Here is a 25,814-nt window from a genome sequence, read left to right on the forward strand (position 1 = left end):
CGGGTTTTTCTATTCCTCTTTCTTTCCCTTGCTCATCATATTCATGACCACTACGATAATAAGGATAACCACCAACGCAAAAACACCAATGATCATTATGCCGTTCTCCCAGGCAACAAGGGGAAGAGTTATTGCCGTATTCATAATAACTGTTTTTGATTATAGGGAGTAAATGTAGCGGGTCTGATAGGTAAATGATATGATATTTATCAGGTTCATTTTACCGCATTTCAATCCGCTATTAATCGTAGTTAATTCGGTCGCGTATGCTCCCATCCGCTCTGTGGATGATGACATCAGCCTTGCGTTTTCTGGCCAGGCGTTTTGCCTTTCTGATGGCAGTATCCTGCCTCCGGTGTTTGGAGGTGATGCGTTTATTCCCCTCCCGCCTTACAGCCCAGCCATCCTTATAAGGAACTACATGCTGGTGCCATGACCTTCCCCGTTTGCTCTGGCGGGAGCTTTTAAAAAAGAGCTCTACAAGCTCCGTCAAAATATCTATCCAGGATCTGGAGTTGTTGCTTTTGGGCATTTTGCCTTTACTATTACAGAATCGAAGATAGTATTTTTACGAAAGAATTGAGGCCTGGATTTATTCCCTGCGGAAATGGTTTAGAATGTATCCCCTCCCCCAATATTTAGGATCTTCCATCATATTCTTGGAATGGGTTAATATGACTATCCTGGAAGGAAAGCTCATACATAATATAAAGGTTGATTTTTGTAACTTGGATGTATATAAGAAGCGGGAAATCTATGGATTTCAAAAAGATATTCAAGGAGCTTAAACGGCGTAAGGTATACCACGTGGCCGTCACCTATGCCATTACCGTCTGGCTGGTTGCTCAAGTTCTCGACCTCGCCTTAGACACTTTTGAAGCCCCTTCCTGGGTGATGCAGATGGCCCTGATCTTGTTGTTTATTGGTTTTCCAATTGCCCTCATACTTGCCTGGGCCTATGAGTTATCCCCTCAGGGGGTGGTGCGGACAGATACTGAAGTGGCGTCGGGAAACCCCGATACCCCATCCCAAAGGCGACCTCTCATCTATCTGGGGATCATTGGTCTGTTAGTGGCTACTATAGTCTTCCTGCTCTTCTATAAAAGTAATTTTTGGGAGACTAAGCCCACACCGGACTTGCCAGCTTTTCACGCACCCAACTCCATCCCTATTGCCATGCTTCCCCTAATAAACCTGAGCGAAGACAAGCAACTATCATATTTTTCTAGTCAGCTTACCAATGACATCATAAACGAATTGGCAAAGGTACGTTCCTTTGCTGTTACCGCTTTTACCACAGTATACGATTTTGAGGGACAGGGGAGATCGCCAGAGATGATCGCGGAGTCCTTTGGTGTGGATTACCTGATGCGCGGCAGTGCCAGGGCCTATGAAGGAGGTGATAGTATTAAAATAGATGTAGAGTTGATAGACCCACTAACCGGAAGGAGGCTCTGGGGTGAATCTTATAAGGAATTGATGGGGCAGGCGCCTGCCCTGCAGGCGGCAATTGCCAAAAAAGTGGCTACCAATCTGAACGTTCAGTTGACTCCTGCTGAAACTGCTTCCTTGGCGGGAGACAAAACCCGTAACGGACAAGCCTACCTGAAATTCCTGGAAGCACGACAGGAGTACAACGCCTTTTACAGTGATGCCATGGCCAGTGCCATAAGGCTTCTGGAAGAGGCCATCCAACTCGATCCTGAATACACCGAGGCACGTACATTACTGGCCTGGATCCTGAATACTTATTCATGGCCTGCCTTCAAAACCAATGAGGCTTCCCTTATCCGCAATAAGATAAGAATAGACCACCACCTTGAAACGGCTCTTGCCCAAAACCCGAACAGCTCTGATATTTATTTGGTAAAGGCCAATTACACCATGACTTATCTCGATGATTTACAGGTAGCTCTCGGTTATGTGGATAAAGCCCTAAAAATCAATTCCTGGCCGGAACTGCCCACCACCCATTGCGTTTGTACTGCGGTTACCATGAATATCGTACTTGGCAACCTGCAGCGGGCCAAGGAAATCGAATTTTTGGCCAGGCAAATTGAACCTGGAAGCATTATGATTCTTAACGACGCTTTCTTCATAGATCTGGTAGAGGGAAATTTTGAGGAGGCCACAAAAAAAATGGAGCAGGCCCTGCAACTGATGGATGTCCCGGTTTTCAGATTCCAGACAGGCTGGGCCTATTTAAACGAAGGGCGCTACAGGGAAGCAATTGAAATGCTGCACTCTGCCTATCCGGATCCGAGAACCATGGTTCCTGCAGCAGTAGCTTACCTTTCCAATGCCCACTATTCTCTGGGAGAGCAGGTAGATAGTGATCGTTACAAGTCCCGGCTCGACTCCCTACTATTAACAGGGGAGACCAATGTGCTGATAGACCTGGCTGTCATTGCCGCTGCCCGAGGGGAGGAAGAGGAGACCCTAAATTACCTGGAACGACATTTGAACGAAGCCCCAATTGGGCTCTCCTTCCAGCTGAACACCGAACCTGTTTTTCATAAATTTAAAGACCTGCCCCGATTTCTCCGAATAAGAGAGCGGATTGGGTATTTTGAATAGTAAAAGTACTTTTTAACAAAAGCTTAATTTTAAATAATAAAAACTCCCGAGAGGAATAAATCAGGATTTTTAACTGTTTTATATTAAAACAGATAGAGATCCTTTTCGGAACCCTGTGATGACTTTACTTTTGCAACTATTTAGGACTTGCTTAGGCTGAAATTTTACTATCTTTTTTTGTCGGGTTTTGTCGCTTTTATCAGTATGCCACCCATGATTATTCCCAGTATGGCCCCTGCAGGAATGCCTACTATGGCCAGGATCGTTAAGGGATGTTCTATTTTCTAAATATCATAGGAAAAGAAGGAATTATCCCGGAGAGAATGGGGCAGTGATCGCGATGAAAAACATTGATTTTGTGGCAAGATTTCAGAAATGCAGATCATTAACAGAAGCAAAATCTATATCTTTTCAGATAGAGAACAATTATTTACCTCCCTATTGGCCTCTGGTACGAATGGCAGAAAGTGGTGTAATAATTTAAGTTGTGCATGTTCCTGGTGGACCAAAGAAGTCGCTAGAAAAGTAAAGCGTTCATTTTGGGAATACGATACCCGTAAAAATCTACTACCCTACCGGCAAGGGCACTTTTGCTTATCAACATTAGCAACTGAGTAATCGGTGGCGGGTAGATATTGGTTCGATTTATTAATGCCTGGGTTCATCCCTCTAAGGAATGGCCCAGAGAAGAACCGCCACTACAAACTACCCAAAATTGTAGACGGTTACTCTTTGTGATTTAAATTGACACATAAAAAACCGCATTCGGGTTTTCCCAAATGCGGTCTTAAAGATTTGAGGAAAAAAGGGGTTATTTCTGCTTCTCGGTCTCTTCAATCTTTTTCAACTGCTCTTTCTTCTCCCGAAGTTTGTCCTTGCCTTTTTGAATACTTTCTTCAAGCTCCTTCAGTTTAGTTTCCACTTCGGTCAGCTTTTCTTCTTTTTTGGAAATTACAGCTTCATCTTCTCCTGTTTCTTTTGCCTTATTCAGACGTTCACGGGCCTCATCAAGGGCAGTTCTGCCGCGTCGCAGGGTACGTTCGTCCTCTTCAAGAGCTGCTTCGGTTTCGGCCAGTTTTTCAAGGGCCTGAGAAGCGCGGTACTGTCCAAATTCACGGCCGCTCATATCGCCCTTATCCCGACCATAGGCATTTCCTTTGCCCTTAATGCCTTTGTCGGCTTTCTCATTTCGTTCACGGGCATCTTCCATAGCCTCATTCTCACGTTCCCTCGCGTCTTCGGCACGATCACGGGCATCTTCGACTTTGTCCTCCATTCTTTCGCGTTCGTCTTCAGCTTTATCTTTGCCTTTTTCACGGGCTTCTTTCGCTTTATCCTTGCCTTTTTCCCGTGCCTCCTGTTCTTTCTCTTTTACTTTTTTCTTGGCTTTCTCTTGTTCGTACTCTGCTGTTTCCTCGGCATTTTCACGCTCCTCTTCAGCACGTTCATTTGCTTTTTCACGCATTTCCTTGGCCTTTTCCTTGCCTTTTCCTTTACTCTGTGCCTGGCCAACAGCTACAAAAGCGAATGATAAAATTGTTGCTAAAAATATTTTTTTCATAAGATCAGTATTTAAATGCTATCTAATTGTTTAATTAATTCATCTACTTCTTCGGCTTTTTTGTGAATTTCTTCAGCCGTGGAATCGATCACCTGTACTACAGATTCTATCTCTTCAATTTGACGGTCTAATTCCTTCTGTTCTTTTTGCGTATCCCTACACGAAAAAGTGAGCACCCCGCAGAACATAATTGCTAAAAGTGTGGTTTTAAATTTCATAATATATGTGTGGTTTGTCTTTATATACGTTTAGACACAGGATTTAGACGGAAGTCACATAAAAATAGAAAAGATTTGTTTTGGCTTTAATACCGTACTGAATAACATTCTCAGGTTTGTTTTGATGGGTAATTATTAAAAATAGCACTAAGTGTTCAGTCAAAATGTCTATCCGGGATCGGAGATTTCTCCAAGAAATTATTTATAAGAAATTAAATAGCCCTTAGACTTTGACAAGTAGCGATATTCCTGTTGACTAATTTTTATCTGTTATTTTGCAAAATTCCAACTGGGTTCATCCCTCCACAAGTGGAATGGACCAGAGGCGGCCCTCAACTGGGAGTAGCTCCCCCCTGGGGCCTACCCTCAAACCTTCCAGACTGCAAAGTCCTCACGTAAACAAAAATTCCTTATCTTTTATAGAAGCTATTTAAAGATGACATATTATGGGAATCAAGAATTTTTCAGGACCGAGAAAGAAACAAGAGCCGGAGCAAACACCCCTGAGCGTAAGGGATTATATGACCCGGGAGTTGATCACTTTTAGGCCGGACCAGTCCGTGGAAGAAGTGATCGATCTGCTTATCAAACACCGCATTTCAGGCGGGCCGGTGGTAGATGAGGATGGAAAGATGGTGGGCGTTATCTCTGAGGGCGACTGCATCAAGCACGTTAGCGAAAGCCGCTATTTTAACATGCCCATGGAAGAGAGCACCGTCTCCAGCCGGATGATCCGCGATGTAGATACCATCGATGGGAATATGAATATCTTCGATGCGGCCAACAAATTCCTCACTGCCCGCAGAAGACGTTTCCCTATAATCGAAGATGGCCGTTTGGTAGGGCAGATCTCCCAGAAAGACATACTAAAAGCAACCATTAAGCTTAAGTCGCAGAATTGGAGGTAAGTGCTTTGTTGCTGTTTGGAATAAACCTACGAGTAGATTCTTGCCTGGGTTCATTTCCTGCGGAAATGGACCAGAGAAGGCCCACTTCTGCAAACCTACCGGCCGGTCGCCTTCCGAAGTCTCGTACGGAGGACAGGCAGGCGGGATAGTAAAACGCTTTGTTGCTTTTTGGAATAAACCTACGAGTAGATTGTTGCCTGGGTTCGTGCGCCTTGCGCACGGACCAGAGAAGGCCCGCTTCTGCAAATATCAACCCTTGCAGCCTTGCAGGCTGCGGTTCTTTTTTCGTCACAGCCTTACAAAAACAAGTTTTTGATGGCTGCTCCAAAAAAATAACCCCGCACTTCTGTGCGGGGTTTGCTGCTTGATGTGGTCCCACCTGGGCTCGAACCAGGGACCCCCTGATTATGAGTCAGGTGCTCTAACCAGCTGAGCTATAGGACCCTGTTCGCCGAAGCGAACAAAAGACAAATTCCAAATTCCAAATTCCAAATTCCAATACACAAGGTACAAATAGGATTTGGAGGGTGCAATATTACTACATATTTCAGGATACTGCAATACCAGGACATAATGAATAGCACAAAATAAGCCTCCTTTACGAGCCTTTTAAAAAAGTTGCCCTCCTACCTAACTCTTCTTTGTTATGGAAAGATTGATCACAATGGCCATTAACAACCAGATGATAAACGTTTCCCCATGTGTCATTTCATAGGTTGATCCGGCTGCCTTGGCAGCTAACAAAACGAGATACACCACCAGGGGTGATAACAAAAGACTGATGGCTAATTTTAATAACGATTTCTTGTAATCCATTTGAAATATAAATTTTGGTTAGTGTTTATACATCCTCAATTTAGAATTAATTCGGAGATTTTAAAAGTCTGATTCTCTTTCCGTTTCTGTAAAAAATAGTAGTTTAATCCTCTTTAAACTAAACAGGAATTCCTTTTAGCATCCAAGACCCTACAGCAATGCCAGAAAAAACCGTCTTGATCTATGCCTCTGTTGACGGCCATACCCTCAAGATCTGTGAAAAATTAAAGCAGGTGTTTTTAGAGCATGATCAGCCTGTGGAGATCATCAATATTGAGGATTTTAACAGGGACCTAAGCCGTTTTGGAAGGGTTATCCTGGGAGCCAGCATCCGCTACGGGGTACATGATAAAAAGATCATCGAGCTGATCAATTCCCGCATCCAGGAACTGGAAACAAAGAAAACTGCCTTCTTCTCCGTAAACCTCGTCGCCCGAAAAACTGAGAAAAGCAGCCCGGAAACAAATCCATACGTGGTTAAATTCTTTAAGAAAATATCATGGCGCCCTGATATGGCGGCAACCTTTGCAGGTATGCTCGACTATCCCCGATATTCCTTCTTTGACCGTACCATGATCCGACTCATTATGTGGATGACCAAAGGCCCTACAAACCCCCGTACGGTTAAGGAATACACCGATTGGAAAAAGGTGGAAGCCTTTGGTGAAAAATTGGTAAATCTGTAATGCTATCTATACAAATTTACAGCCTGATTATGGCTGCTTCCGGGGCTTTAGTCGATGCTCTTTTTTTAAAAATATCACTACCTTAGGAAGCCATATTCAATACCCTTTATAAAATGAGATCAAACCGAATTTTACTCGCCTTTGTGCTGGTCCTGGCCTTAAGCTGCAAGTCGGGCGAGAAAAAAGAAGAAAACACAGAAGTAGCCGCCGTTGAGATCTGGGAAACCGACTTCCAAGACGATTTTGAAACCTTTAATCCTGAAAACTGGCAAGACCAGCGGATATGGGTTAATAACGAAAAACAATGTTACGTTCCCGATGGGCAATACGGGACCCGGGAAGTGAGTAACGGTACCTTAAAGCTCAAGGTCGTAAACGTTGGCGAAGCCCGTCCTTGTGACAACCTCGATAAGCACGGGGAACAACACCCGGATACTCCCTATATGGCCGGGAGGATCTGCTCCAAAAACAGAAAAGAATTTGTCAAAGGGAAATGGACGGCCCGGCTGCGCCTGCACGGTAATGGACAGCCCAGCATGTTCCCGGCCTGGTGGCTCCTGGGTGCCCGTAACAACGAATCCCCAGTACAAGAGCCCGATGAAACCGTCTGCTGGCCCCTTACCGGCTCGGGGGAGATCGACATCTTTGAGCACCACGGAGATGTGAAAAAAGACCACTTTACTACCGGGGCGATTAAAAGCGAAGGCGAATGTGATAAGGGCGACTGGTGGAGTTATAGAAAGGACTTTCCGGCCACTCTGGACGACTACCACGAATACTCTGTAGAATGGGAAGGAAGCGACCTGGTATACCGATTAGACGGGGAAGAAGTATACCGCAATGAGGGCGAGGGAGACAACTACCCCGAACCCATGTTTGCCATCCTGAACTTTGCCAAGATCACAGATAACCCCATGACAGGCGAATGGATCATGGAAGTCGACTGGGTAAAGCACGAGTCGAGAAAATAAACCTGCCACCGGCAGATTCCAAATACTGATTCCGCAGATTTTCAGAAATATGGGCGTAGATAGTGGATTACTATTGGTCTATCTTTTTACCCACCCCTTTGTCCCCTCCTAGGAGGGGAACACCTCGTTAATGTCATATCGAGCGGAGTCGTTTGTCAGGTCGAGCGGAGTCGAGACCGATATTAATAGCAAGTGTCATATCTCGACTCCGCTCGATATGACATAGTTCCTTTTTTATTTGATTGAATGTCTCCAACTCCTAAAATTCAGCATCCCGAAAGTTTGAAGAAACAGTTTTAAACAAAAAGATTACAATCTTCACAGCTCTTTACCTCCCCGTAGTAAGTTTCCCTGTACTTGTGCAGGGTTTTTACGGGCAAGCCAGCCACGTACTTTTTTATATAGGTCACCTTTGTAATGAGTTTCCCCATCTTCTGGGTATAACGTTTTTCAGTTTTTGTTCTCCTTTTGATCTGTATCAATTTCATAAGTGTCGCTTTTAGAAGCTTAAAACCTAAAAAATCCTGGGCCATATACAAATATGAGGTGTTAAACTTCTGTTAGGATGTCTTTTCAGAGCATCCCCAAGATTTTCAGAAATAAACTCGTTTATAGGATAACTTTCTCCAATTCAATTTATTAAATAATAATCCGTACCTTAAATCAATTAATTGTTACCAACCTAAAACCAACCACAATGAAAAAAGTAATGCTTTTAGCCCTTGCTTTGGGCTTGATGACGGCCTACGGCCAAAAAGAGAAAAACGGAACCATTTACAAAGAACACGAAGCCATCGCCAAGGTGAATGCCATGCAGGCCGCATGGGTAGCCGGGGACAGCGCTAAAGTGGCTTCCTACCTACACGAGGATTTTAAGGCCTTTAACGGTACAGGAACCAATAAGGATGCAAAAGGAGGCACAAAAGCCAACTATGCAGGCGGGGCAAAATGGTGGCATGAAAATGTGGCCTACCTCAGCCTTACCCCTTCGCCGGGTGCCTACCCCGATGCCTTGGAATACAAGGACGGAGAGATGTGGGTACAGGTCTGGGACCGAATGAAAGGGGTACACAACGAAACAGGTGTAAAAATTGACGTCCCTGTACACCGTATGTATCGCTTTAAGGACGGCCTTATTGATCTCGCTATCAGCTACCACAACCAGGCTGTATATCGGGAGATTGGTGAGAGTTTTGAAGACCGAAAAAACGGGGTAATCTACAACCACCACGACAATATCAACAGAGTGCGCAGGCTGATCCATGCCATTGAACACGGGGATATGGAAACCGCTTTAAGCTTTTATGACGACAAGGCCCGCATTCGAAATCTGGAAATGGAGCAGGGCAAGTTTATGAACAAGGAGGAATTTAAGACTTATCTGGAGGGGATGATGTCCAGATTCACGGTCAGTTCCATAGACGTGAGAGGTTACCCCGACTATCTGGAGTACGACCTGCGAGATGGCAAGACGGTGCAAAGCTGGTGGGACATCCGCCTTACCCGAAAATCGGATGACAAAAAGATTGTTATGCCCATCATGTATGTGCACGACTTTAATGACGAGGGAAAGATCACCAACTCTATGGCTTATTTTAGCAGTAAATGGCTTGATTAGACCCTGACTATACTATATAAAATAAAAGATCCGGTTCCGATAAGGGACCGGGTTTTTACATTTTAATACGTTCCGGTGTTTGAATTGATTCAAATGAGTCGCATTCATTTTTATTTAATTATCTGTTTTTCAATTATTTACATTCTATTTAGAAATGTATTCACTGGTTATTCGATGAAATGAACTTCCCCAGTGTCATATTTTAAAAGGATTTTCGTTTTACCTATATATTCTTTTCTAAATAGAACATTTATGAAAAAAATTACTTGGCTGCTATTTCTTTTAATCCTGGGCTGTGGCAAAGATGATGCTGTGGAGAAATTCGATATTACATGGGAGGTAAACGGACAGGGAATATCCAATAGAATACAAGGCGGGGGGTACGGCAATGAATATCAGGTTACTTTACCCTGGTCCTCCAGTTATAAGACCGAAGAAATAGACAATTTAGGTCTATTCGTCAGGCTCAATGATTCTACCCTCGAAAATGATGGGCTGGAAAGTATCACTTTAAAAATAGATGGGGTACTAATCGTTGAAAAAACTAAATGGCTCCACTCTGCCTCTGTTGCCCCCGGTACAGAATTACCCGATGATACCGGCTTATGGTCGTATATAGAAGGTTCCGAAGGGAAAAGCTACTCCGCACTTCCTCCCCCCTCGTTTTATTCCGATTAGATAATACAGAAGTCTCCGATAAGCATTCCTTATAAACTCCCTTGAGATTTACCCACCCCTTTGTCCCCTCCTGGGAGGGGATTTAGGGGTAGGTTCCTCTCCCCAGGAGGGTCGCTTACGCTTCACAACTTCAGCGACGAAGCGGAGCACTTTGTTATTGTCATATCTCGACTACGCTCAATATGACATAGAGAAATACTATATTTAAGGCTTTCATTAAAACCTTTCCTATGAAGCCTTTTATTACCCTCTTACTTTTACTTCTTTCCCTTTCCCTAACCGCTCAGAAAAAAGTTCTGGACCACACCGATATTGAACTGTGGAACTCCATTGAAGGCGAACGCCTTTCACCTAACGGAGCATACGTGGCCTACAGCCTCGAAAAAGGGGAAAAAGACCACTTCCTCCACCTTAAAACTGCCTCCGGGCAATCCGTCTTTTCCTATGATCGGGCCTCCAGACCCCAGTTCACAGACGATTCCAAAACCCTGGTCTTTTCCATCACCGCCTGGAAAGACAGCGTTATGGCCATGAAAAGACGAAAAGTGAAAAAGAAAGACCTCCCAAAAGACAGCCTTGGAATCTACAACCTCACTAACAAGACCTTCGAAAAAATTGGAAACGTAAAATCCTATCAAATCCCCGAAGACTGGAGCGGCTTCATCGCTTACCAACTGGAGGAAATTGAAGTGCCCAAAGATACCCTCAAAGACAGCACTGAAAGCAAGAAAAAGAAAAGCAAGGCCAAGAAAGTAAGCAAAAAGAATGGCTACCACCTTGTCCTCAGATCCCTGGAAACCAAAGAGGAAGACACCCTTAAATTCGTCACGGAATACACCTTCGCCAAAAAAGGAAAATTCCTGGCCTGGACCACTACAGGCGAGACAGACAGTTCCAATTATGCCGTCTATGTGCTGGACCTGGCAAATCAAAGTCGGACCCTCCTTCACGAGGCAAAAAAAGCCGATTACGCCCAGCTCAGCTTCAGCGAAACAGGGAAACATCTGGGCTTTATCGCAGACACTGATACCACCAAAGTGCAACTCCGCCCCCGAGAACTCTACCACTGGGAAGTGGGGATGAACTCTGCTGAAAAACTCGTGGACGCCAATACTTCCGGCAACGACCTCCGCCCTTCAGCCTATGAAAAACTTCGTTTCTCCAAAGACGAATCAAAACTCTATTTTGGCCTGGCCGTGCCCCCCATCATCAAAGACACCTCCCTCCTCGAGGAGGAGATCGTGAACGTGGAGGTCTGGACCTATGACGAGCCCCGCCTCTATACCGTACAGGAGTTGCAGATGAAAAACGACACCACCCGTACCTACCTCTCTGTCATCCACCTCAACCAGAACAACAAGCTTACCCAACTGGCCAATGCCACATACCCCGAGGCCGATCTCACCCGATACGGAAATGCCCCCTACGCCCTGGTACGTAACCCGGAACCTTATGCCCTGGAATCGCAATGGACGGGACAACGTGCCCGGGACTATGCTGTAGTGAACCTCAGCAGTGGCACGGCAGTTAAAGCCCTTACCAAAGTACCGGGTCGGGTTGAACTGAGTCCGCAAGGCAAGTACGTCTTTGGCTACCACAATGCAGACAGTCTCTGGTTTGCCTACAGCATTACCAAACGAAAATACCTAGCCCTTACCCCGGGAAAGGTCTTCTACAACGAGTTGCACGACAGCCCAAGCCATCCCTCGTCCTACGGCACGGCTGGCTTTACCGAAGATGACAAGGCCCTGCTCCTCTATGACCGCTATGACATCTGGAGTTTTAACCCTGAGACCGGAGCCTCTACCCGACTAACAAAAGGCCGCGAGACTAAGACGGTTTACCGCTATGTCATCCTCGATCCGGATCAGGACCATATCGAAACTTCTAAAAAAGCACTGCTTACCACTTTTAACGAGACGGATAAGTCTTCGGGTTACGCCCATTACGATTTTAAATCGGGTAGACTCACTCCCCTTTTAAACGGACCTTATGACTATGGCTATCCGGCCAAAGCCAAACGGGCACAAACCCTGCTCTTTACCCGGGAATCGTTTACCGAATTTCCAGACCTGAGGGTGGCCAACCAGGATTTTAGTAAAATCACTCAGATCTCTAATGCCAACCCCCAACAGCAAGAATACAACTGGGGTACTGTTGAGTTGGTAAACTGGACCTCCCTGGATGGGGAAAAGCTCACAGGTATGCTCATAAAGCCCGAGAATTTTGATCCAAACAAGAAATACCCTATGCTGGTGAATTTCTACGAGCGCAGTTCAAACGGACTGCACCGCCACCGGGCACCTACGGCGGGCCGCTCTACTATCAATTACGCTTTTTATGCCAGCAGGGGCTACCTCATCTTTAACCCGGATGTAAAATACCGTATCGGCTATCCGGGAGAAAGCGCGTATAACTGTGTGATCCCGGGAGTCACATCCCTCATTGAAAAAGGATTTGTAGACAAGGATAACATCGGGGTGCAGGGACATAGCTGGGGTGGTTACCAGATCGCTTACCTGGTGACAAAAACCGATATTTTTAAGGCGGCCGAAGCCGGGGCTCCGGTACCCAATATGATCAGTGCCTACGGAGGCATCCGATGGTGGACCGGGCTGAGTAGGCAATTCCAGTACGAACACACTCAAAGCAGGATAGGGGGCACTCCCTGGGAATATCCCACTAGATACCTGGAAAACTCCCCCATCTTTAATCTCGACAAGATCAATACGCCCCTGCTCATCATGCATAATGATGCCGATGGGCATGTCCCATGGTATCAGGGAATAGAGCTCTTTGTAAGCCTGAGGCGTCTCGGCAAACCTTCCTGGTTTTTAAACTACAATGGCGAACCCCACTGGCCCCTCAAACTTCAAAACCGCAAAGATTTCAACATCCGTATGGCGCAGTTCTTTGATCATTACCTCAAGGGTGCACCCAAACCCGTTTGGATGGACAGGGGCGTTCCGGCCATGGAAAAAGGGGTGAATCAGGGATTGGAGTTGATGGAAGAATAGGGAGCTTAGAAGTACGAAGTTAGAGGAAGGAGGAATTGGTTTAATACCGAGTCCCTGAAGGTAGGTTTACCCACCCCTAAATCCCCTCCCAGGAGGGTCGCTTACGCTTCACAGCTTCAGCGACGAAGCGGAATACCTTATAATTGTCATATCGAGCGGAGTCGAGATATGACACGCAGGGTATCCGAGGCAGGAAGGCTCTTGATAGGAAAATAAATAAACAAGTAAAAACCCAGCCAAATGGAATTGACCGGGTTTTTTCTTATTACTTGAATAGTTTCTAATACGTGATCTCACCTTCGAGTCTCCAGGAACTTATCGTACCAGGACCGTTGGGATCGGGAAGAAAAATGGCGTCTTTAAAGTAAAGTTCTCCCGTCGCTCCTTCAAACCTGCCTGTGCCAGATAAGATCGTAATAGGTATTCTGTTCCCATTTTCATCTAAGGTGTTGTCAAAAGAACCAGTTAGACCATTAGGGTCGGCATCAAAATCGATCGTCAGCGTAACGTATTCTACAGTTGTGATCATATCACCATGAGCCCCTATATAGTTTACATGGAAAATTACATCTGCGGTATTAGGACCGGTAAGGTTACAGGTTCCCGGCTGAGGTCTTCCATAACTACCCATTTGTATCTTTCCCAAATGAGTCATATTCCCTGAAATAAAATTTGTTGGTAAGCTAACTCCTGCCTCCACCGGGTTGCAATCAACAAGGGGTATTGAAAAGTCACCTACATTCGTAAAATTGCCTTTCCAGGCTCGGGTAGCTGGCTTGGCCTTAGAAGATTTTGCATTTACCGTTGTCAGATTGTCGGCCGGGTCTAAGTCCGCTTCCTGAGTACAGGAAAGGACAAAAACAAAGGCAAATAAAGAGGTCCAGGTAATGACAGACCTCAACTTTGTAAAGAATGGTGTTTTCATTTCGTTGGTATTAAAGGTTAGTAAAAGCTTATAAAACAGCTGTATGTGCTTCTCAGGCCGTATCAGAAGGGTGCCGGTGAAGTAGTATAAACTACACCAAAATAATAGGGTAAACCCTTTATGCGGATGGATATCCTCTTTTACTGTCCGAAAGTGAGGATTTACTTACCCAAGGGCATGAATAAGTGTTAAAAATGAGAGTTCAGCATGCGATATGAGAAGGTTATTTTATTGACTTAAAAAGCTTCTTCCCTCCTTGATAAAGCAAAAGGACCAGAAGCCTCGCGTTGGCGCGAGTTTGTAACTCGTGTCCAAAGTTCTCGCTTCTCAACACTCCGAATACGAAGCATTCATAGTTCTGTCCGACTAACAAAAACCCCCATCTTCTAATCTCATTTCGCTATATTTAGGCAACCAATTAAACTCTCCGACTCATGTCTCAAAAGCTATTATTTCCCGTGCTACTCCTTTCGGCCTTTACCCTCCTTGCTCAAGAGCAAAAAAAAGATTCCACCGCCTGGGACGTGGCTGATCCCGGTGCTTCCTTTAATTATAAGAATCATGAATTCACTACCAACGAGGGTAGCTGGATAAACCTGGACGTAAGTCCGGACGGGAAAACCCTGGTTTTTGATATGATGGGGGATATTTATTCCATGCCCATCACCGGTGGCAAAGCAACAGTATTGCGCAGCGGAATCCCGTTTGAGATCCAGCCGCGTTTTAGTCCTGATGGCAAGAAAATAGCTTTTACCAGTGATGCGGGAGGGGGCGATAATATTTGGATGATGAATGCAGATGGATCAGAAGCCAAAGCGATTACCAAAGAAAAATTCCGTTTACTGAACAATCCCTACTGGACCCCCGACGGGAACTACATTGTAGCCAGAAAACACTTTACATCACAGCGCTCTTTGGGTGCCGGCGAGATCTGGCAATATCACCAGACCGGGGGTTCCGGGCTGCAATTGACCAAACGAAAAAACGATCAGCAAGATGTAAATGAACCTTGTATATCTCCGGATGGGAAGTATTTATACTACAGTGAGGACGTGTATCCGGGAGGAAATTTTCAATACAACAAGGATCCCAATAGTCAGATTTATGTCATTAAACGCTATAATTTTGAAACAGGAGAAACAACCACCATTACCGGTGGCCCAGGTGGAGCCGCCAGACCACAGGTCTCCAGAGATGGAACAAAATTAGCCTTTGTAAAACGTGTGCGTACCAAAACGGTGCTCTACCTCCACGATCTTGAAACCGGGGAAGAATGGCCGCTTATAGACAGCCTGAACAAGGATCAGCAAGAGGCCTGGGCTATTTTTGGCACATATCCCAACTTTAGCTGGATGCCCGATGACTCGGCCATTGTATTCTGGAATAAAGGCAAGCTCCATAAAATTGACATCAACACATTGGAGGTAACCAACATTCCATTTTCTATAGATGCCAGCATTCCCATAGCGGAAACTGTGCATTTTAATAATCCAATCCCGGAGGATGAGTTTACTGCCCTGGTTATCAGGCAGGCAGTGACCTCGCCAGACGGCAAGCTCTTGGCTTTTAATGCACTGGGCCATCTATGGACCAAAAAATTACCAAACGGTACCCAAAAACGACTGACCAAGGCTACCGACTTTGAATTTGAACCTTCCTTTTCCCCGGATGGAAAAGAGCTGGTGTACGTAAGCTGGAATGACGAAAATTTAGGTGCCATACACAAGATTTCCGTAAACGGAGGCACATCAGTAAAGCTCACCGCAGAAAAAGGAAGATACAGAACGCCTGCCTTTAGCCCTTCCGGGCAACAGATCACTTTTAGAAAGGAATCGGGGAATATAGATCAGGGTTTTACCTATGACAAAAAACCGGGGATCTATACCATGAATGCTGACGGAAACAACATAAAAAGGCTTATCTCCGAAGGAGAATATCCTCAATTTTCTGCAGATGGAAAACGCATCTTATACCAGAAAGGGGGCGCCTATTTTGGAAATCTTACCAAGACTATGATGTCTGTCAACCTCAACGGGAAAGACGAAAGAACACATATAAAATCTAAATACGCCAATCGACTCGTGCCGAGTCCGGATAACAAATGGATTGCATTTACCACCTTACACAAGGCCTATATAGCACCCTTATTGCTCCCCGGAAAGGAAATTGATCTGGACAACAAGGCTACCCTGGTGCCAGTCTCTCAGATTGCAAAAGATGCCGGGATCAACCTTCATTGGTCCTCAGACAGTAAAACCATTCACTGGACCCTGGGCGACAACTATTTTTCCAATGACATTAAAGACAGGTTTACCTTCTTACCGGGCTCCCCGGAAAAAGTGGGAAAAATGGATTCTGTAGGGATAAAAGTAGGGGTGATAGCAGAAGTGGATCAACCAAAAGGGAGAATTGCCTTTACCAATGCCAGGATCATCACAATGGAAGATGGTGAGGTGATTGAGGAAGGGACCATCCTAGTAAACGGCAACCGCATTGAAAGTATTGGCAATTCGGCGGAAATAGCCATCCCTGGAAATACTAAGGTATACGATATGGCCGGAAAGACCATTATGCCGGGTATCGTTGATGCACATGCCCATATTGGCGGCTTTCGCTATGGCTTATCCACTCAAAAACACTGGCAGTTATATGCCAATTTAGCCTATGGGGTTACTACGGCGCACGACCCCTCCGCAAATACAGAGACCATTTTTGCCATGTCTGAAATGATTAAAAGTGGAGAAATGACCGGCCCCCGCTTATATTCTACGGGTATCATCTTATACGGGGCAGATGGGGATTTTAAAGCAACGATAAACAGCCTGGAAGATGCCCGCTCTGCCATCAGGAGGACAAAGGCTTTTGGTGCCCAATCGGTTAAAAGTTATAACCAACCCCGCCGGGAACAGCGGCAGCAGGTAATGCAGGCGGCTCGAGAAATGGGGATCAATGTAGTACCTGAAGGGGGTTCTACTTTTTATACCAATATGACCATGATCATGGACGGGCATACCGGGGTGGAGCATAATATTCCTGTGGCCCCGGTGTACAAGGACGTTTTAGAGCTTTGGAAGACGAGTAATACGGGCTATACCCCAACGCTCATCGTTAATTATGGCGGCATTAACGGAGAGTTTTATTTTTATGAAAAGGACAAGGTCTGGGAAAATGAAAAATTACTGAAATATACACCAAGGGCGCTGATAGATGCCAGGTCACGGTATAGAATGATGATCCCTGACGAGGAATACAAGAACGGACATATTTTGGTTTCCGAAACCGCAAAAGCACTAACCGATGTCGGCGTAAAAGTAAATTTAGGAGCTCATGGCCAATTGCAGGGTCTGGGGGCACATTGGGAACTTTGGATGCTACAGCAGGGCGGAATGACCAATATGGAGGCTCTGGAAGCGGCCACCATCAATGGTGCTACGTACATTGGCGCCGGAGCGGATATAGGCTCTTTAAAAGTCGGGAAAATGGCTGATCTTATTGTTTTGGAAAAGAACCCACTGGATGATATCCGAAATACGAATTCGGTGAGCCATACGATGGTCAATGGACGCTTATACGACACTACCACTATGAATGAAATTGGCAATACGGAAAAGTCGAGAACCCAATTTTGGTGGGAAAACAACAAATATAATGAGGCCTTCCCCTGGCACGATGCGGCCCAGAGTTTTACTCGTCCGGGCTGTGGGTGTCATGTGGGACATCAATAAAATTATTGCAAGGCTCTCTAAACTGAGAATTTTAGAAATAACAGGGGCTGAAGAAAACTTAGAAGAACGATAGGCAAGGTTAGAAGTACGAAGTTAGAGGGGCGAGGAATAAAGTTAAATTGGAGTTTCCGAAGGTTTTCAGAAATAATTATATCTATACACTTTCCAGATTGTCTTCAGGATTTTTTAAACGCTTTCCTTACTCCGGTATAAAGCAATAACACTAAAAAGCCAATTAGCAATCCCAGAATAAATTCATAAAGAAGGTTTGGAATAGCAGAAAACGGATTGTGAAGAAAATCCAGATTATGGGCAAAGATGCCCCCGGAGACCAGGAGTAAGGCCAGGGTACCGATAACGGATAGCGATTTGATCACCACCGGGAGGGCATTGACAAAAAACCGACCTATCTTATCTGAAATACTGTTGTCTTCCCCGTTTAAGTTGATCAATCGGGTGCCAAACTCATCCATCCGTACTATCAGCGCTACAATGCCGTATACCCCCACCGTAGCCAGCAGGGCAATAAATGATACCACCAGGATCTGAACCGTTAGTGGCTTGTCTAACACTGTACCCAGGGCAATGATCACAATTTCTATAGAGAGGATAAAATCGGTGACAATAGCCGACTTGATCTTCTTTTTTTCCATGGCGAGGATTTCGCTTTTACTTTCAACTTTCAGATCCGCCGGGATATGGGTGTGCTCGTGGGGCACAAAGTACTCGTATATTTTTTCGGCCCCTTCAAAGGCAAGGTATAGTCCGCCCAACACCAGAATAAGGACCACCATCCAGGGAATAAAAGCGCTGAGTAAAAAGGCAATGGGCAGGATAATGATCTTGTTGAGGAGGGAACCTTTGGTAATGGCCCAAAGCACCGGGAGTTCCCTTTTGGAGACAAATCCGGAAGCCTTTTCCGCATTAACAGCCAGATCATCGCCCAGGATACCAGCCGTCTTTTCAGTGGCTATTTTGCTCATGGAAGCAACATCGTCAAGCAGGGTTGCCACATCGTCTAAAATGGCGAAAAATCCGGAAGCCATAAGTTATAATTAGGGCTCAAATATATATTATGCGATTTAATAATGAGGTACCGACTTTGCTTTTAAAACTGTAAGGGCAAATTCCAAGCACCAAGCACCAAATTCCAATTCCTTGTTTTGGAATTTGTTATTTGTTATTTGTTATTTGGAATTTATTCCCGTTCCTGACAAAGCTCAATCAACACTCCATTTGTAGTCTTCGGGTGAAGAAAGGCCACCCATTTATTATCCGCGCCCATTTTTGGTTCCTCGTTGAGAACGGTAAAGCCTTCGCCCTTCAACCTGGCAATCTCGGCCCTGATATCGTCTACCTCAAAGGCGATATGGTGAATGCCTTCTCCTTTCTTTTCAATAAACTTCGCGATGGGACTGTCTGCATTAGTCGCTTCCAGCAGTTCGATCTTGTTAGGTCCGGTTTTAAAGAAGGAAGTCTTTACGCCTTCAGAAGCTACTTCTTCCATTTTGTAGTGGGCAGTGCCAAATAATTGGGCAAAGAGGGCATTGCTCTTTTCCAGGTCTTTTACCGCTATGCCCAGGTGTTCTATTTTTTTCATCAATTCGTATTTCGCATTTCTAACTTCCAACCTCGTACCTCCAACTTCGTACTTCCACCTTCGAAATTACACATTATTCTCCGTACTTTTGCCCCATGGAAACGCAGCGACAGAAAAAAATAGCCGGAGTAATCCAGAAGGATCTGGCAGACATCTTGCAGCGTGCCGCTACAGATGGAGGCATGCAGGGGACCATCATCTCAGTTACCAAGGTGAGCGTTACCACAGACCTCTCCATCGCAAGGGTTTACGTGAGCGTCTTCCCCAATGCCAAGGGCAAGGAATTGCTTGAAGGGATGAAGGCCCAGCAACCCATGATCAAACACACCCTTGCACAGCGAACTAAGAACCAATTGAGGCGAATGCCCGAATTGCACTTTTACCTCGACGATTCCCTGGAATACATAGACGGGATTGAACGCTCCCTGAAAAAAGGGGAAAACCCCATAGAAAACCCGGACCTCCTCCCCAAGAGAAAGAAATCCTGAATGAACTTCCCCTGGTACATCGCCAAGCGCTATGTGCGCGCCAAAAGCAGCCAGAACGCGGTTAATGTCATCAATTTTATCACCTTCCTGGTTATTGTCATTGGGTCAGCAGCTTTGTTTATCGTACTCTCCGGCTTTGCCGGACTAAAGACCTTCAGCCTCTCCTTTAGCGAGACCTTTGATCCCTCCCTCAAAGCCGAACCCCTCACAGGGAAATACTTTACCCTTACGGAGGAACAAAAGAGCCGGCTACGGCAGATTGAGGGCGTCACTACCTTCTCTGCCGAACTGGAAGAACGCGTCTACCTCACCCACAAACAAAAGAGTCATGTTGCCTGGATAAAAGGAGTTGATTCCTCCTATGCCCGCGCCACCCGTATCGATTCTGCCCTTTATTGGGGAAACTGGGCCATCGATAATCAACAAGGTGTCATCGGTCTGGGAATTGCCAATATGCTGGGACTGGTGATCAATGATTACCGAAATCCCCTCATCGTCCTGGCGCCAAAACCAGGGAAAGGCAGTCCCTCCCTTCAGGCCAAACCTTATAACCAGCTTGCCCTGGTGCCTGCCGGAGTCTATGCGGTGGAAGAAAACCTGGACAGGAAATATGTCTTTACCGACCTGCCTCTGGTACAGGCCCTTTTAGAGCGTACTCCAAATGAGATCTCAGGAATAAATTTTGAGCTGGCTGCCGATGTTAACCCTGAGGATGCCCGCACAGAAATTGAGCAAATTCTAGGGACAGGGGTTGTCCTTAAAAACCGGGAAGAACAAAACAGCACCCTTTATCGAATGCTAAATACCGAAAACCTGGCCACTTATCTAATCTTTACCCTGGTGCTTATCATTGCATTATTTAACGTTGTTGGGGCCATCATCATGATGATCCTCGACAAGCAACAGAATTCCCGAACCCTCTACAGCCTGGGGACAACAGTGAAAGAAATTCGCCGTATCTATTTTTTACAGGGCGTGCTCGTCACTGGGCTAGGAGGCCTGCTTGGTATTTTCCTCGCCTCCCTGCTTATCTGGTCACAACTCCTTTTTGGATGGCTGAAAATTACGCCTTCCCTGGCTTATCCGGTAGAATACAGGGTCTTTGATGTGCTAATTGTATTGGGAACTATTGTAGTACTGGGAGTAATCGCCTCTAAGATCGCAAGTAGCAGGGTCAATAAAAAACTTCTGGCAGCCTAGGCAAACTGGTAGTTCCCAAAAGTTTCCAGGGCTTCATCAAAGGCGGCAAACACATCAGCAGCCTCATCACTGGTCACCATCTTCATCCGCAATTCTTTGAAATTCGGGATTCCCTTAAAGTAGTTGGTATAGTGCCTGCGTGTTTCAAAAACCCCCAGCTTTTCCCCTTTCCAGTCGATCGCCATCTGCAGGTGTCTTCTGGCGGCATCCACCCGTTCTTCCATGGTGGGCGGTGCCATATGGGCGCCGGTTTTAAAATAGTGTTTTACCTCCTTAAAAAACCAGGGGTAACCAATGCTTGCCCTTCCAATCATGGCCCCGTCTAAACCAAATTCGTCCCGCATTCGCATAGCCGCTTCCGGACTATCTACGTCCCCGTTTCCGAAGACAGGGATATGCATTCGAGGATTATTCTTTACCTCCGCAATAGGTTGCCAGTCGGCCTCTCCTTTGTACATCTGTGCCCTGGTCCTGCCGTGAATGGCGATGGCCTGGCAGCCCACATCCTGCAGCTTTTCTGCCACCTCTACAATACGAATGGAATCATGGTCCCATCCCAATCTGGTTTTTACCGTAACAGGCAATTTAGTGTGCTTTACCATGGCCTCGGTAAGGGAGACCATAAGGTCGATGTCTTTTAGTATTCCTGCCCCCGCACCTTTGCTCACCACTTTCTTTACCGGGCAGCCAAAGTTGATATCAATAATGTCGGGACCTGATTTTTCCACGATCTCCACCGACTGCAGCATGGAATCGAGGTTGGCGCCAAAGATTTGAATCCCAACCGGCCGTTCTTTTTCGTATATGTCGAGCTTCATGACGCTTTTGGCAGCATCGCGGATCAGACCTTCAGAGGAGATGAATTCCGTATAGACCACATCAGCTCCCTGCTCCTTGCAGAGGGCGCGAAAGGGTGGGTCACTCACATCCTCCATGGGAGCGAGTAAGAGCGGAAAATCGGGTAATTGTATGTCTCCTATTTTTGGCATTTCTATTGCTTCAGGACGGCAAAATTAAAAATAAAGCACGAATTAACAGGAATTTACTCGTTATCAAGCCGTTGAAGTTCACTTTTTCGGATTTCCCCATCATTATTGTTGAGCCTGAAGTTTCCAAAATTGTAGGTAAAGCTCAGCCTTACAAACTGCGTTTCTCGTCTCCCGAAGAAGGTGTTGTCCTGATTTGCATAGCGGGAAACAAAGGTGGGATTGGCCTTGCGGAGCAAGTCCTCAGCGGTAAGGGAAAGTACAGCCCTGTTGTTCCAGAGTGATTTCCGAATCCCGGCATTAAGGATGGCATTGTCTGAAACCTGAAAGGACCCGTAAAGGAAACCACTCAGGTAGGTAAAAGATGTGTCCGCTTTCCAGCTACCGTCTTTTGAAAGGGTAAAACTGTTACTCAAACTGCCGTAGTATCCAGATACCTTGTTTTTATAACTGTCGATTAAACTTTCCACCGCCAGGAAGGTCTCGTCCTCATAAAAGATCGAATTGTAGAAATACAGATACCATTTGGGGGTGATGGAGGTGGCCAGGGTGAGGTCGATTCCATAGGATGTGCTCTCCAATACGTTTTGCTTGATCTCCCTCAGGGTCTGATTCTGGTTGTCCTGGAAGGTAAGCTGACTGATATAGGCGCCGTTATCGCGGTAATAGAAATCAATAAAATAAGTATCCTTAATATTGAAATTAAGGTTAAAATTATGACTAAAATTGGGTACTAAATTAGGATTTCCTTCGTCAAAATCGTTCTCATTGAGAAAGTAGCGAAAGGGGTTCAGGTCTGAATATTTAGGGCGGGTTAAACTCCGGCTGTAATCAAACGTAAAACTGTTTTCTTCGCCCAGTTTCCGACTGAGAAAAAATGACGGAAAGAGTTCAAAATAATCCTGGGTGTTGATCTGGTCAAGGGCGATAGACCTGGCCTCTACATGGGTCTGTTCTCCCCTCAGTCCCGCCTTTAGGGACCATTTTCCCCAGTCCTGGTAAAAGCTTGCATAAATAGCTCCCACCTCTTCGTCATACTCAAATACGTCGGAAAGAGCAATGTTGAACGGGGGTTGGGTATTGTTAACGTCAAAGTAATCTATGGTGCTGTTTGATCTGATAGATGACCCCCGAATCCCGGTCTCAAAATTTCCCGATTTGGTAGGGGTATAAAAATCGAATTGCCCTGTTAATATTCCAATATCCTGGCGTGCATCTGTGGAAAAGCCAAAGGTGCGGATAAACTGTCCGGCCGAATCGAAATAATCGCTGGCTCCGATTTGCTGGCGCGAAAAGTCATAGTACGTATAATGGGCATTAAGCTTGATAAAAGAACCCTCTTTTTTAAGCTTTCGCTCATAGCTGAGGTCAGTAGAAATATTAAAAAGGTCGTCATCCAGGCTACTTTCGTTTTGCAGGGTAGAGTCGATCTGCCCCATCCCATTTCGCATTGTCGTAAATACCTGATTCCTGATCTCCTTATTGGGGGAAACGCTCAAGTTGGAAGTGAGGTTAAGCAGGTCGCGTTCCGAAGGATTGAAATCCAGGATCACGGTGCCCTGCTGCGCCCAGGAACGGGTGGTGATTTCGTTATCCGTATTCCAGTCGGCAAAAACCGTGTTAGACGGATCAATAAAACGAATCCCTATTTCAGAATCAATAAATTCCTTCCTGGGGCTCACCGTATAATTAGCGAAAAAGCTGAATTTATCACTTTTAAAATAGTGCCCGGTACCCAGGCTGTATTTCGGAAAGACCGATTGCTCTGCCTGAGCCCTGATATTCCCCTTATAGCCCGGAGCTACGTTGGAAGTGGTCTGTATGTTGAGGATGGGGCCGTCTTCAGCCTGATAGCTTGCAGGTGGATTGGGGATCACCTCTATAGCTGAGATCATATTTCCCGAAAGGCCCCTTAAGAAATCCTTGATTTCATCCGAAGACAACTGTACCTTCCTGTTGTTGAGGTAGACCGTAGCCTGCTGTCCGCGTATCTCCATATTCTCCTGTGAAACGATGACCCCGGGGGATCTCTTGAGGATGTCAAAGGCATTGCCTTCACTCACCACAGTGTTTTCTACGGTAAAGATGATGCGGTCTGGCTTACGCTCTATCTGGGGCTGCTTTCCTGTTACCTCCACTGCTTCAAGCCAATTGCTGTCGGGTTCGAGTACAATAGCCCCAATCTCGATGTTTTTCCTGATGTCAAGGCCTACTAAAACCGACTTGTAGCCGAAATACGCGGCCTGAAGGTAGTAGATGTTTGGGTCGATGTTGTCAAGGGTAAAACGACCGTTGTCGTCGGCCGAAATCCCTTTTATCTGAGTACTGTCTGATACCTGTAGGAGGATGACATTGGCATAGGGTAATGGCTTTCCCTCTGCATCCTTTACGGAGCCGGATACCTTTAAACTCTGCCCGAGACAAAGCAAGGGAAGCAGGCCCAAAAAGATAAAGATGGGGTATCTCACAGTGTTGTAGGTTGTCTGTAAATCTATGAAATAATTTCCTATGCCTCAGTAAGAAAAGGTAACTCTTCGTTCAGGGTATTGGTTTCTACTGTTTCTTAAAGGGTACTAAATGCCCTTAAAACGTGATTTTTACTGTGATCTTTTCCCCATTCCTGTCTATGACAACCGAAGTACTATCGCCTTCCTCAAAAGCCGAAAGAGCCCGCATATAGCTCATCATATCCGTCACCGTACTGTCGCCCATCTGAACCACCACATCTCCTTTCTGCAATCCGGCCTTTTGTGCCGGTTTTTCTTCACTTACCCCATCAATCCGCATGCCTTCCCCGTCGTAGAGGTAATCAGGGATCACGCCCATAGCTACCTTAAAGCGGGGTACTTCCTCGCTTTCGTTTTTAGTCTTCTTAAAGGCCAGCTTGTCGTCGTTATTGAGTTCGGTAATGACCTCCATAATGTAGGAAGTGATCTTTTCCATGCCTTCGTAGTTCAGCTTATCGGCATCATCAGTGGGCTTGTGGTAGTCCTCGTGCTGTCCGGTAAAAAAGTGGAGTACAGGGATATCCTGCAGGTAGAAGGAGGTGTGGTCTGAAGGGCCTACGCCCGATTCTTTGAGCACCAGTTCAAAGTCCTGGTTAGTAGAATTGAGGACTTGTGGCCAGATAGGGGCCGTGCCTGTCCCGCTTACCGAAAGCACCTTGCTGTCTCGTAGGCGACCCACCATATCCATATTGATCATATAATTCACATCTTCCAGGTCTACTGTCGGGTTTTTCGCAAAGTAATTCGATCCCAACAGGCCGATCTCCTCTCCTGAAAAAGCCATGATGAGGTAGTTGTTCCCCTTGAGCTCACTTGTTTTTAATTGTTGTGCGAGTTGCAGTAAAACGGCTACCCCGCTGGCATTGTCATCGGCGCCATTGTGGATAGCTGCCTCTCCACGGTGGAGTGAACCCTGGCCTCCCATACCAAGATGGTCATAATGGGCTCCGAGGATTACTGTTTTCTCAGCTTTATTGTCGATAAAGCCGATGACATTTGTGCCGGTTATGGTGCTGTCTGAAGCCTCCACGTATTGTATCTCCTGATGGGGGTCTTTCTTGGGTTTAAAAGTGAAGGTCTGGAAGTAGGTGCCAGCTTTTCCGGCCGGACTCAGGCCGAGATTTTCCATCCTTTCTGCCAGATATCCCGCCGCCATCAGTTCATTGGCCGTTCCTGTCTCCCTACCTTTCAGGGAGTCACTTGCGAGGAAACTTACATCGTCCCGGAGGGTATAGGTTTTAACAGGCTCCTGCCTACAGGAGAGAAATACGACAAGAAAAACGAGCCAAATACTTTTTTTCATCATTTTTGAGGGTATTTTTGAACAAAATTA

Annotated in this window: 22 protein-coding genes and 1 tRNA gene; 10 read left to right on the forward strand and 13 right to left on the reverse strand. The window is 45.8% G+C overall.

Translation table 11 applies throughout. The features are described from left to right. Positions 1–9: 9 nt before the first annotated feature. A complete protein-coding gene (locus tag ACA086_RS01770) occupies positions 10–144 on the reverse strand; it encodes a hypothetical protein (protein WP_371001604.1) in 135 nt (44 codons plus the stop codon). A gap of 97 nt (positions 145–241) precedes the next feature. After that, entirely contained in the window at positions 242–532 is a 291-nt protein-coding gene (locus ACA086_RS01775) for a DUF2188 domain-containing protein (RefSeq protein ID WP_371001605.1), read from the reverse strand. Positions 533–756: 224 nt separating this feature from the next. Here ACA086_RS01775 and ACA086_RS01780 point away from each other — a divergent pair, with 224 nt between their 5' ends. Beyond that, positions 757–2,577, forward strand: a complete 1,821-nt coding sequence (locus ACA086_RS01780; RefSeq protein ID WP_371001606.1) for a hypothetical protein — start codon at positions 757–759, stop codon at positions 2,575–2,577. A gap of 811 nt (positions 2,578–3,388) precedes the next feature. Here the strand turns inward: ACA086_RS01780 and ACA086_RS01785 are convergent. Beyond that, entirely contained in the window at positions 3,389–4,138 is a 750-nt protein-coding gene (locus ACA086_RS01785; protein ID WP_371001607.1) for a hypothetical protein, read from the reverse strand. Between the two features lie 11 nt (positions 4,139–4,149). Next, positions 4,150–4,356: a hypothetical protein gene (locus tag ACA086_RS01790; protein ID WP_371001608.1), complete on the reverse strand. Its 207-nt coding sequence runs from the start codon at positions 4,354–4,356 to the stop codon at positions 4,150–4,152. Between the two features lie 446 nt (positions 4,357–4,802). Here ACA086_RS01790 and ACA086_RS01795 point away from each other — a divergent pair, with 446 nt between their 5' ends. Next, positions 4,803–5,264 (forward strand): CBS domain-containing protein, encoded by a 462-nt coding sequence (locus ACA086_RS01795; RefSeq protein WP_371001609.1) that lies wholly within the window; start codon positions 4,803–4,805, stop codon positions 5,262–5,264. Between the two features lie 370 nt (positions 5,265–5,634). On the opposite strand, the gene ACA086_RS01800 is transcribed toward ACA086_RS01795, so the two are convergent. Together ACA086_RS01800 and ACA086_RS01805 are read right to left on the reverse strand one after the other, a co-directional pair. Next, positions 5,635–5,708, reverse strand: a tRNA-Ile gene (locus ACA086_RS01800). 186 nt (positions 5,709–5,894) lie between these two features. Continuing rightward, positions 5,895–6,080 carry a hypothetical protein gene (locus ACA086_RS01805; RefSeq protein WP_369747958.1) on the reverse strand — a complete coding sequence of 62 codons (186 nt, stop codon included), beginning with the start codon at positions 6,078–6,080 and terminating at the stop codon, positions 5,895–5,897. Between the two features lie 158 nt (positions 6,081–6,238). Between ACA086_RS01805 and hemG the strand changes: the two genes are divergently transcribed. Next, positions 6,239–6,766 carry a menaquinone-dependent protoporphyrinogen IX dehydrogenase gene (gene hemG, locus ACA086_RS01810; protein WP_371001610.1) on the forward strand — a complete coding sequence of 176 codons (528 nt, stop codon included), beginning with the start codon at positions 6,239–6,241 and terminating at the stop codon, positions 6,764–6,766. A gap of 113 nt (positions 6,767–6,879) precedes the next feature. Next, a complete protein-coding gene (locus tag ACA086_RS01815; protein ID WP_371001611.1) occupies positions 6,880–7,737 on the forward strand; it encodes a family 16 glycosylhydrolase in 858 nt (285 codons plus the stop codon). Between the two features lie 296 nt (positions 7,738–8,033). Here ACA086_RS01815 and ACA086_RS01820 read toward each other — a convergent pair whose 3' ends face one another. Then, the gene (locus ACA086_RS01820) at positions 8,034–8,225 is read right to left on the reverse strand and encodes a hypothetical protein (RefSeq protein ID WP_369747955.1); all 192 of its coding nucleotides are present in this window, start codon (positions 8,223–8,225) and stop codon (positions 8,034–8,036) included. Positions 8,226–8,434: 209 nt separating this feature from the next. On the opposite strand from ACA086_RS01820, the gene ACA086_RS01825 reads away from it, so the two are divergent. The 3 genes from ACA086_RS01825 to ACA086_RS01835 all read left to right on the forward strand — a co-directional run bounded on the left by ACA086_RS01825 (position 8,435) and on the right by ACA086_RS01835 (position 13,050). Beyond that, the gene (locus ACA086_RS01825) at positions 8,435–9,355 is read left to right on the forward strand and encodes a nuclear transport factor 2 family protein (RefSeq protein ID WP_371001613.1); all 921 of its coding nucleotides are present in this window, start codon (positions 8,435–8,437) and stop codon (positions 9,353–9,355) included. A 252-nt stretch (positions 9,356–9,607) separates the two neighbouring features. Then, positions 9,608–10,033 carry a hypothetical protein gene (locus ACA086_RS01830; RefSeq protein ID WP_371001614.1) on the forward strand — a complete coding sequence of 142 codons (426 nt, stop codon included), beginning with the start codon at positions 9,608–9,610 and terminating at the stop codon, positions 10,031–10,033. Between the two features lie 230 nt (positions 10,034–10,263). Beyond that, a complete protein-coding gene (locus tag ACA086_RS01835) occupies positions 10,264–13,050 on the forward strand; it encodes an alpha/beta hydrolase family protein (protein WP_371001615.1) in 2,787 nt (928 codons plus the stop codon). Between the two features lie 280 nt (positions 13,051–13,330). Here the strand turns inward: ACA086_RS01835 and ACA086_RS01840 are convergent, their stop codons facing one another. Beyond that, positions 13,331–13,975 carry a hypothetical protein gene (locus tag ACA086_RS01840; protein ID WP_371001616.1) on the reverse strand — a complete coding sequence of 215 codons (645 nt, stop codon included), beginning with the start codon at positions 13,973–13,975 and terminating at the stop codon, positions 13,331–13,333. 434 nt (positions 13,976–14,409) lie between these two features. Here ACA086_RS01840 and ACA086_RS01845 point away from each other — a divergent pair, with 434 nt between their 5' ends. After that, positions 14,410–17,700: an amidohydrolase family protein gene (locus ACA086_RS01845; RefSeq protein WP_371001617.1), complete on the forward strand. Its 3,291-nt coding sequence runs from the start codon at positions 14,410–14,412 to the stop codon at positions 17,698–17,700. A 176-nt stretch (positions 17,701–17,876) separates the two neighbouring features. Here the strand turns inward: ACA086_RS01845 and ACA086_RS01850 are convergent, their stop codons facing one another. Continuing rightward, positions 17,877–18,746 (reverse strand): DUF808 domain-containing protein, encoded by an 870-nt coding sequence (locus ACA086_RS01850; protein WP_371001619.1) that lies wholly within the window; start codon positions 18,744–18,746, stop codon positions 17,877–17,879. A gap of 152 nt (positions 18,747–18,898) precedes the next feature. Beyond that, a complete protein-coding gene (gene mce / locus ACA086_RS01855) occupies positions 18,899–19,300 on the reverse strand; it encodes a methylmalonyl-CoA epimerase (RefSeq protein WP_371001620.1) in 402 nt (133 codons plus the stop codon). A gap of 95 nt (positions 19,301–19,395) precedes the next feature. On the opposite strand from mce, the gene rbfA reads away from it, so the two are divergent. Beyond that, positions 19,396–19,788, forward strand: coding sequence for a 30S ribosome-binding factor RbfA (rbfA, locus tag ACA086_RS01860; protein WP_371001622.1), 393 nt, complete (start codon positions 19,396–19,398; stop codon positions 19,786–19,788). Then, positions 19,789–20,988 carry an ABC transporter permease gene (locus ACA086_RS01865; RefSeq protein ID WP_371001623.1) on the forward strand — a complete coding sequence of 400 codons (1,200 nt, stop codon included), beginning with the start codon at positions 19,789–19,791 and terminating at the stop codon, positions 20,986–20,988. Here the strand turns inward: ACA086_RS01865 and dusB are convergent. The 3 genes from dusB to ACA086_RS01880 all read right to left on the reverse strand — a co-directional run bounded on the left by dusB (position 20,985) and on the right by ACA086_RS01880 (position 25,784). Continuing rightward, positions 20,985–21,977, reverse strand: a complete 993-nt coding sequence (gene dusB / locus ACA086_RS01870; RefSeq protein ID WP_371001624.1) for a tRNA dihydrouridine synthase DusB — start codon at positions 21,975–21,977, stop codon at positions 20,985–20,987. The two genes, ACA086_RS01865 and dusB, sit on opposite strands and share 4 nt — an antisense overlap. 53 nt (positions 21,978–22,030) lie before the next feature. After that, complete coding sequence (locus ACA086_RS01875; protein ID WP_371001625.1) at positions 22,031–24,442, reverse strand: outer membrane beta-barrel family protein; 2,412 nt, start codon at positions 24,440–24,442, stop codon at positions 22,031–22,033. 115 nt (positions 24,443–24,557) lie between these two features. Continuing rightward, positions 24,558–25,784 carry a DUF4910 domain-containing protein gene (locus tag ACA086_RS01880; protein WP_371001954.1) on the reverse strand — a complete coding sequence of 409 codons (1,227 nt, stop codon included), beginning with the start codon at positions 25,782–25,784 and terminating at the stop codon, positions 24,558–24,560. Positions 25,785–25,814: the final 30 nt, after the last annotated feature.

The sequence above is a fragment of the Muriicola sp. E247 genome (assembly GCF_041358175.1).
Lineage (GTDB): Bacteria > Bacteroidota > Bacteroidia > Flavobacteriales > Flavobacteriaceae > Muriicola.